Origin of the sequence: Shigella sp. FC1967 (genome assembly GCF_001743005.1) — a bacterium.
Classification (GTDB): domain Bacteria; phylum Pseudomonadota; class Gammaproteobacteria; order Enterobacterales; family Enterobacteriaceae; genus Proteus.
Genome location: NZ_MIIZ01001054.1, coordinates 24,750 through 30,749, shown reverse-complemented (window position 1 = coordinate 30,749; position 6,000 = coordinate 24,750). Strand labels below are relative to the sequence as shown.

Here is a 6,000-nt window from a genome sequence, read left to right as displayed (position 1 = left end):
ACAAACAAAGTTTAAAAACATAAAATGTAATAAAAATTTGCTTTAATAGAAACCCATAAAAAGAATAAATAATTCCTATATAAAATAGTTATTTTTCAATTTTTAGTGATGTAAATAATGAGAAATAAAAACCAAATAGTTAAATAATAGGCTCTCTATATAATGACTCAAAATTAATCATCATTTTTATAAAGCGTATTTTAACATGAATGGCAGCACCAGTGAGCGATCGTAGATCTCTCTTTTTATAGAGAAATACTCTTTTTTTTGACACATATCAAGGGAGATCATTTTAACCAATCTTAAAAAAAGCATCATTTAAATCAAAAAAAGTTTAATTACCTCTTGATTTATACCTATTTTCTGAATTTACTCTATCCAAATCAAAGGGACACAGAGTGCCGTTAATAATCCCATTGCGATATTGAACATAAACCAAGAGCGTCTGTTTTGTAAAAATAGGCTAATTAATGTCCCACCTAATATCCAAACAATACCAGCAACGAAATTAACAATGACCATGACAATACTAATAGCAATCACAGAGCTATAATAAGCATCACCTGATAAACTGAAGCTTCCTACTGCGCCTAATCCCATCATCCACGCCTTTGGATTTAGAAATTGCAATAATCCGCCCTGAACCCCACTTACAGCATGGCGTGTTTTTGCTGGAATATCTAAACGCTGATAAGATGATGTTGCTGTTTTCCAAGCAAGCCAAAGCAAATACGCACTCCCAACTATCTTCAATCCGATATGCAGTGCAGGATAAATTATCAATAATGCGGCAACACCAAATGCAGAGCTCAATAAAACGCATTGCATGCCTAGCATAATACCGGCCATTAACTTTAACGAGCCTTTAAAGCCTACATTTGCCCCTGATGAAGTAAGCAGTAAGTTGTTTGGCCCTGGTGTTATTGCGGCAATAAACAGGAAAACAGTTAACGAAAAAATAAGGCTAATTGTCATGGGACATGCTCAAAGATGTGACAGACGTTTTATTTTCACCGAAAATAGCAGTATGTTATTTAGCAAACAAGTGTTAATTCATTTTGATAGACGGAAAATATGTCTCAATACTTTAATCCAATGCGTTGGGCTAAAAATCCACATTTACAAACGCTTTTACCAAGAATTGTACGTAGGACGCCACAACTGACTCCATATTGGCAACGTCTTAATCTTCCAGACAACGATTTTGTCGATTTAGCGTGGAGTGAAGATCCGACAACCGCACTCAATAAACCCCGTTTAGTCATCTTTCATGGCTTAGAGGGGGGATTTAGTAGCCCTTATGCTCACGGTATGTTAGCCGCAGCAAAAGAGAGAGGCTGGCTAAGCGTTGTGATGCACTTCAGAGGATGTAGTGGTGAACCCAATAGACAAAATCGTATTTATCACTCAGGTGAAACGGGAGATGCTCGCTACTTCTTAAATTGGTTGAAAAAGGAATTTGGTGAGCAACCAACCGCCGCTGTTGGCTATTCGCTTGGTGGAAATATGCTTGCCTATTATCTCGCAGAAAGTGGTGAAAATGCAGTTGTAGATGCAGCCGTTATTGTCTCCGCACCATTAATGCTAGAGCCATGCTCAGCAAAAATTGAACATGGTTTTTCTCGTTTTTATCAATGGTATCTGTTAAAAGAACTCAAAAATAACGCAACACGAAAACTTATACGCTATCCCGATTCCTTACCTATCAGCTTATTGACGATAAAATCCATCAAAAAACTACGCCAGTTTGACGATCTTATTACATCTAAAATTCACGGATTTAAAGATGCGTTAGATTATTATCGCCAATGCAGTGCATTACCTTTATTAAATAAAATAAAGAAAACTACACTTATCATTCATGCTAAAGATGATCCATTTATGTCTGCGGATGTTATTCCTGATGTTAAAACACTCCCAAACAACATTGAATATCAACTTACAGAGTTTGGCGGCCATGTAGGGTTTGTTGGTGGGAAACTCTCTAAACCCGTGATGTGGCTAGAAAGTCGTATCCCTGATTGGTTAGCAACTTATTTGGAGAAAGCAAAATGATAATACCTTGGAACGAGCTTTCAACAGAAACACTAGACAATCTTATTGAAAGTTTCGTTTTACGAGAAGGTACTGATTATGGTATCCAAGAGAAAACGCTTGAACAAAAAGTCGCCGACGTAAAAAAACAACTTAAATCTGGTGAGGCCGTGTTAGTTTGGTCTGAACTTCATGAGAGCGTCAATATTATGCCTGCATCGCAGTTTCGCTCTGGTTAGTTATTCAAAGCCAGCGATGTATCGCCATCAATAAGGGCCAACCTTATTTAGCAAAAGGATAACCTATGTCAATCAAGCATCCGATCATCGCAGTAACGGGCTCAAGTGGTGCCGGAACGACCACAACAAGCCAAGCTTTTCGTAAAATATTCCAACAACTCAATGCAAATGCTGCATTGATTGATGGAGATAGCTTCCATCGCTATACTCGCCCTGAAATGGATATGGCGATAAGAAAAGCGAGAGAACAAGGTAGACATATCAGCTATTTTGGCCCTGAAGCAAATGATTTTAACTTACTGAGTAAGACCTTAAGTCAATATAGTGATACAGGACAAGGTCAATCTCGCAAGTATTTACACTCTTATGATGAAGCAACACCCTACAACCAATTACCAGGAACATTTACACCTTGGGAGCCATTAGCCAATAATACGGATGTTCTTTTTTATGAAGGATTACACGGCGGCGTTGTTACCAACGAACATAATGTAGCTCAACATGTTGATCTATTAGTCGGTGTTGTTCCTATCGTAAACCTAGAGTGGATACAAAAGCTTATACGAGACACCACAGAAAGAGGACACTCACAAGAGGCGGTAAGAGATTCGGTTGTACGCTCAATGGATGATTATATTAGTTACATTATTCCTCAATTCTCACGCACACACATTAACTTCCAACGAGTTCCAACGGTCGACACTTCAAATCCTTTTTCAGCCAAAGCAATCCCGACTCTTGATGAAAGCTTTATCGTTATTCGTTTTCGAGGCTTAACCGATATAGATTTTCCCTATTTACTTGCAATGTTGCATGGCTCATTTATGTCAACAATAAACACTATTGTTGTACCGGGCGGGAAATTAGGATTAGCGATGGAATTAATTATGGCACCATTAGTCAAAAAATTATTAAATGGTGAAAAGATAAGTTAACCAAAATAGAATTTATCTCTCTAAAAATAATATCCCATTTATTAAGGGATATTATTTTTTAAATTTAAACTTTATTTTAAAATATCAAAATTAGTCAGCATTCTTTATTTCAAATGAATGTGTAATATTAGCTGCTTTTCCTAGCATTAAAGAAACAGAACAATATTTTTCTGCGGATAATTGAACTGCTCGTTCTACAATTTTATCCGTTAATTCTTTACCTGAAACAATAAAATGCAAATTGATATCAGTAAATAAAACGAGGGGCTTCTTCACGTCGCTCTGATGTTAATTTTACTTCACAATCAGTCACTTGATGACGACCCTTACGTAAAATACTGACAACATCAATAGCACTACATCCACCTGCAGCCATTAATACCATTTCCATTGGACTTGGAGCTTTATCACCCGAATTTCCATCCATCATAATTTGATGGCCAGATGAAGATTCGCCGACAAAAGATAAATCTTCAACCCACTTAACTCGTGCTTCCATTTATTTTCCCCTAAAAGATGACATAGACTAAAAGAGTACATTCTCATAATTCAACTAGCAATTAGCAAATAGGTTTATTATGCTGACTGCGTAAAACGAGACTTAATGCACTAATTGTGTTAAAAACAATATCTGCTTGATGATAGTGGTTAAGATCAATGCATTATTTTCTCATTTATTATAATCTACTCCATATTAACTTACCGTCTTCTCAGGAAGTTAATAGGTAAAGCTAGGATTTTTAAGCATGCTGTCTCAAAAAGGAACCTATCCGTTTTGAAAGGCTGCATTTAACGTACAGAGGATAACGCGAATGGTTCTCGGCAAGCCGCAAACAGACCCGACTCTTGAATGGTTTTTGTCACACTGCCATATTCACAAATATCCATCCAAGAGCACGCTGATCCACCAAGGTGAGAAAGCGGAAACACTTTATTATATTGTTAAAGGTTCCGTGGCTGTTCTTATTAAAGATGAAGAAGGAAAAGAAATGATCCTCTCCTACCTAAATCAGGGGGATTTCATCGGTGAACTTGGATTATTTGAAGAAGATCAAGAACGTAGTGCATGGGTTAGAGCAAAAACAGCCTGTGAAGTAGCAGAAATTTCCTATAAAAAATTCCGCCAATTAATTCAGGTTAACCCTGATATTCTGATGCGCCTGTCTGCTCAAATGGCGAATAGATTACAAACGACATCAGAAAAAGTAGGCAACCTTGCTTTCCTTGATGTAACAGGTCGTATTGCACAAACTTTATTAAACTTAGCAAAACAGCCTGACGCAATGACACATCCTGATGGCATGCAAATTAAAATTACACGTCAGGAGATTGGTCAAATCGTTGGTTGTTCACGCGAAACAGTAGGCCGTATTCTGAAAATGTTGGAAGATCAAAACTTGATCTCCGCACACGGTAAAACTATCGTCGTTTACGGGACTCGCTAAGTATCCCCACTCGAATAAATAATAGCCATAAAAGTGCTATTGGTATACTTGTTGTATAAACCCCATCCTCGTTGATGGGGTTTTTAGTCAATACTACCCTCTTACAAATTCCGCAATAGCCGCTTTTAATGCCACCATTCCTTCTTGTAGCTCTTCTTGGGTAATAATTAACGATGGCGTAAAACGCATCACATCGGCTCCTGCGTTTAACATCATTAAACCATGTTTGGTAGCAAGAGCCAGTAACTCTTTGGCTTTACCTTTATATTGTGGTGCCAATTGCGCACCAATCAATAAACCTTGCCCACGGATTTGCGAAAAGACATTGTACGTTTGATTAATGTCCATCAGTTCATCTACAATCCATTGATAGCGCTTTTCTACCCCCGCAAGTACCTCAGGTGTATTAATCAAATCAAATGCAGCATTGCCCACAGCACAAGCTAATGGATTTCCCCCATAAGTTGTACCATGAGTCCCTACGCCCATAGCAGAAGCTATCTCATGTGTCGTTAACATCGCGCTTAGTGGAAAACCACTTCCTAGCGCTTTTGCAGTTGTAATAATATCGGGTGTCACATCATAGTTCATATAGGCGAAAAGCTTGCCTGTACGCCCCATACCTGTTTGTACTTCATCAAGAACAAGCAGGGCTTGATGCTTATCGCACAACTCACGTAGCCCTTCCATAAACTCAGGTGTTGCTGCCGTTACCCCCCCCCTCACCTTGAATTGGCTCTAAAATGACAGCGCAAGTGTGATCGTCTATTACCGCTTTAACCGCATCCAAGTCATTAAAAGGAACATGCACGATATCTGCTGGCTTAGGACCAAAACCATCTGCATATTTAGGTTGCCCACCCACAGAGACTGTAAACAGCGTTCTGCCATGGAATGCATGGTGAAAAGCAATAATTTTCGTTTTATAAGGACTATGGCGAGTAATGGCATAATGGCGAGCCAATTTAAATGCTGCCTCGTTCGCTTCTGCGCCTGAATTGGCAAAAAAGACACGTTCTGCAAATGTATTATCGATTAATTTTTGTGCTAAACGTAATGCAGGTTCATTAGTAAAAATATTACTAACATGCCAAAGTTGTTCACTTTGTTCTTTTAAGGCTTGATTAAGAGCAGGATGAGCATGACCCAATGCTAAAACAGCAATACCACCAGCAAAATCAATATATGATTTTCCCTGCTGATCCCAAACACGGCTCCCCATCCCTTTGACAGGAATAAATTCTGCGGGTGAATAAATTGGCAACATTACCTGATCGTAAGTTGCCCTGTTGATGCTTTGCTTTGTCATGATCCCACCTGATCGTTATTCACATTCAATATGAAAAT

General features: G+C 38.4%; 5 protein-coding genes and 2 pseudogenes. 4 read left to right on the top strand and 3 right to left on the bottom strand.

The genetic code is table 11. From position 1 onward, the window contains the following. Window positions 1–369 precede the first annotated feature (369 nt). On the bottom strand, window positions 370–975 hold the full coding sequence (locus BHE89_RS18255) for a LysE family translocator (protein WP_069369605.1): 606 nt from the start codon (window positions 973–975) through the stop codon (window positions 370–372). Window positions 976–1,074: 99 nt separating this feature from the next. Here BHE89_RS18255 and BHE89_RS18250 point away from each other — a divergent pair, with 99 nt between their 5' ends. The 3 genes from BHE89_RS18250 to BHE89_RS18240 all read left to right on the top strand — a co-directional run bounded on the left by BHE89_RS18250 (window position 1,075) and on the right by BHE89_RS18240 (window position 3,208). Further along, complete coding sequence (locus BHE89_RS18250) at window positions 1,075–2,055, top strand: hydrolase (RefSeq protein WP_069369604.1); 981 nt, start codon at window positions 1,075–1,077, stop codon at window positions 2,053–2,055. Next, window positions 2,052–2,273, top strand: a complete 222-nt coding sequence (locus BHE89_RS18245; protein ID WP_023583288.1) for a YheU family protein — start codon at window positions 2,052–2,054, stop codon at window positions 2,271–2,273. The genes BHE89_RS18250 and BHE89_RS18245 overlap by 4 nt, the downstream gene beginning before the upstream one ends. Window positions 2,274–2,338: 65 nt before the next feature. Further along, window positions 2,339–3,208, top strand: a complete 870-nt coding sequence (locus tag BHE89_RS18240; RefSeq protein ID WP_069369603.1) for a phosphoribulokinase — start codon at window positions 2,339–2,341, stop codon at window positions 3,206–3,208. Between the two features lie 90 nt (window positions 3,209–3,298). Here BHE89_RS18240 and BHE89_RS18235 read toward each other — a convergent pair. Next, window positions 3,299–3,707, bottom strand: a pseudogene (locus tag BHE89_RS18235) (OsmC family protein). Window positions 3,708–4,020: 313 nt separating this feature from the next. Between BHE89_RS18235 and crp the strand changes: the two are divergent. Further along, complete coding sequence (gene crp / locus BHE89_RS18230) at window positions 4,021–4,653, top strand: cAMP-activated global transcriptional regulator CRP (RefSeq protein WP_004246872.1); 633 nt, start codon at window positions 4,021–4,023, stop codon at window positions 4,651–4,653. Window positions 4,654–4,746: 93 nt separating this feature from the next. Here the strand turns inward: crp and argD are convergent. Further along, window positions 4,747–5,962, bottom strand: a pseudogene (argD, locus tag BHE89_RS18225) (bifunctional acetylornithine/succinyldiaminopimelate transaminase). Window positions 5,963–6,000 lie beyond the last annotated feature (38 nt).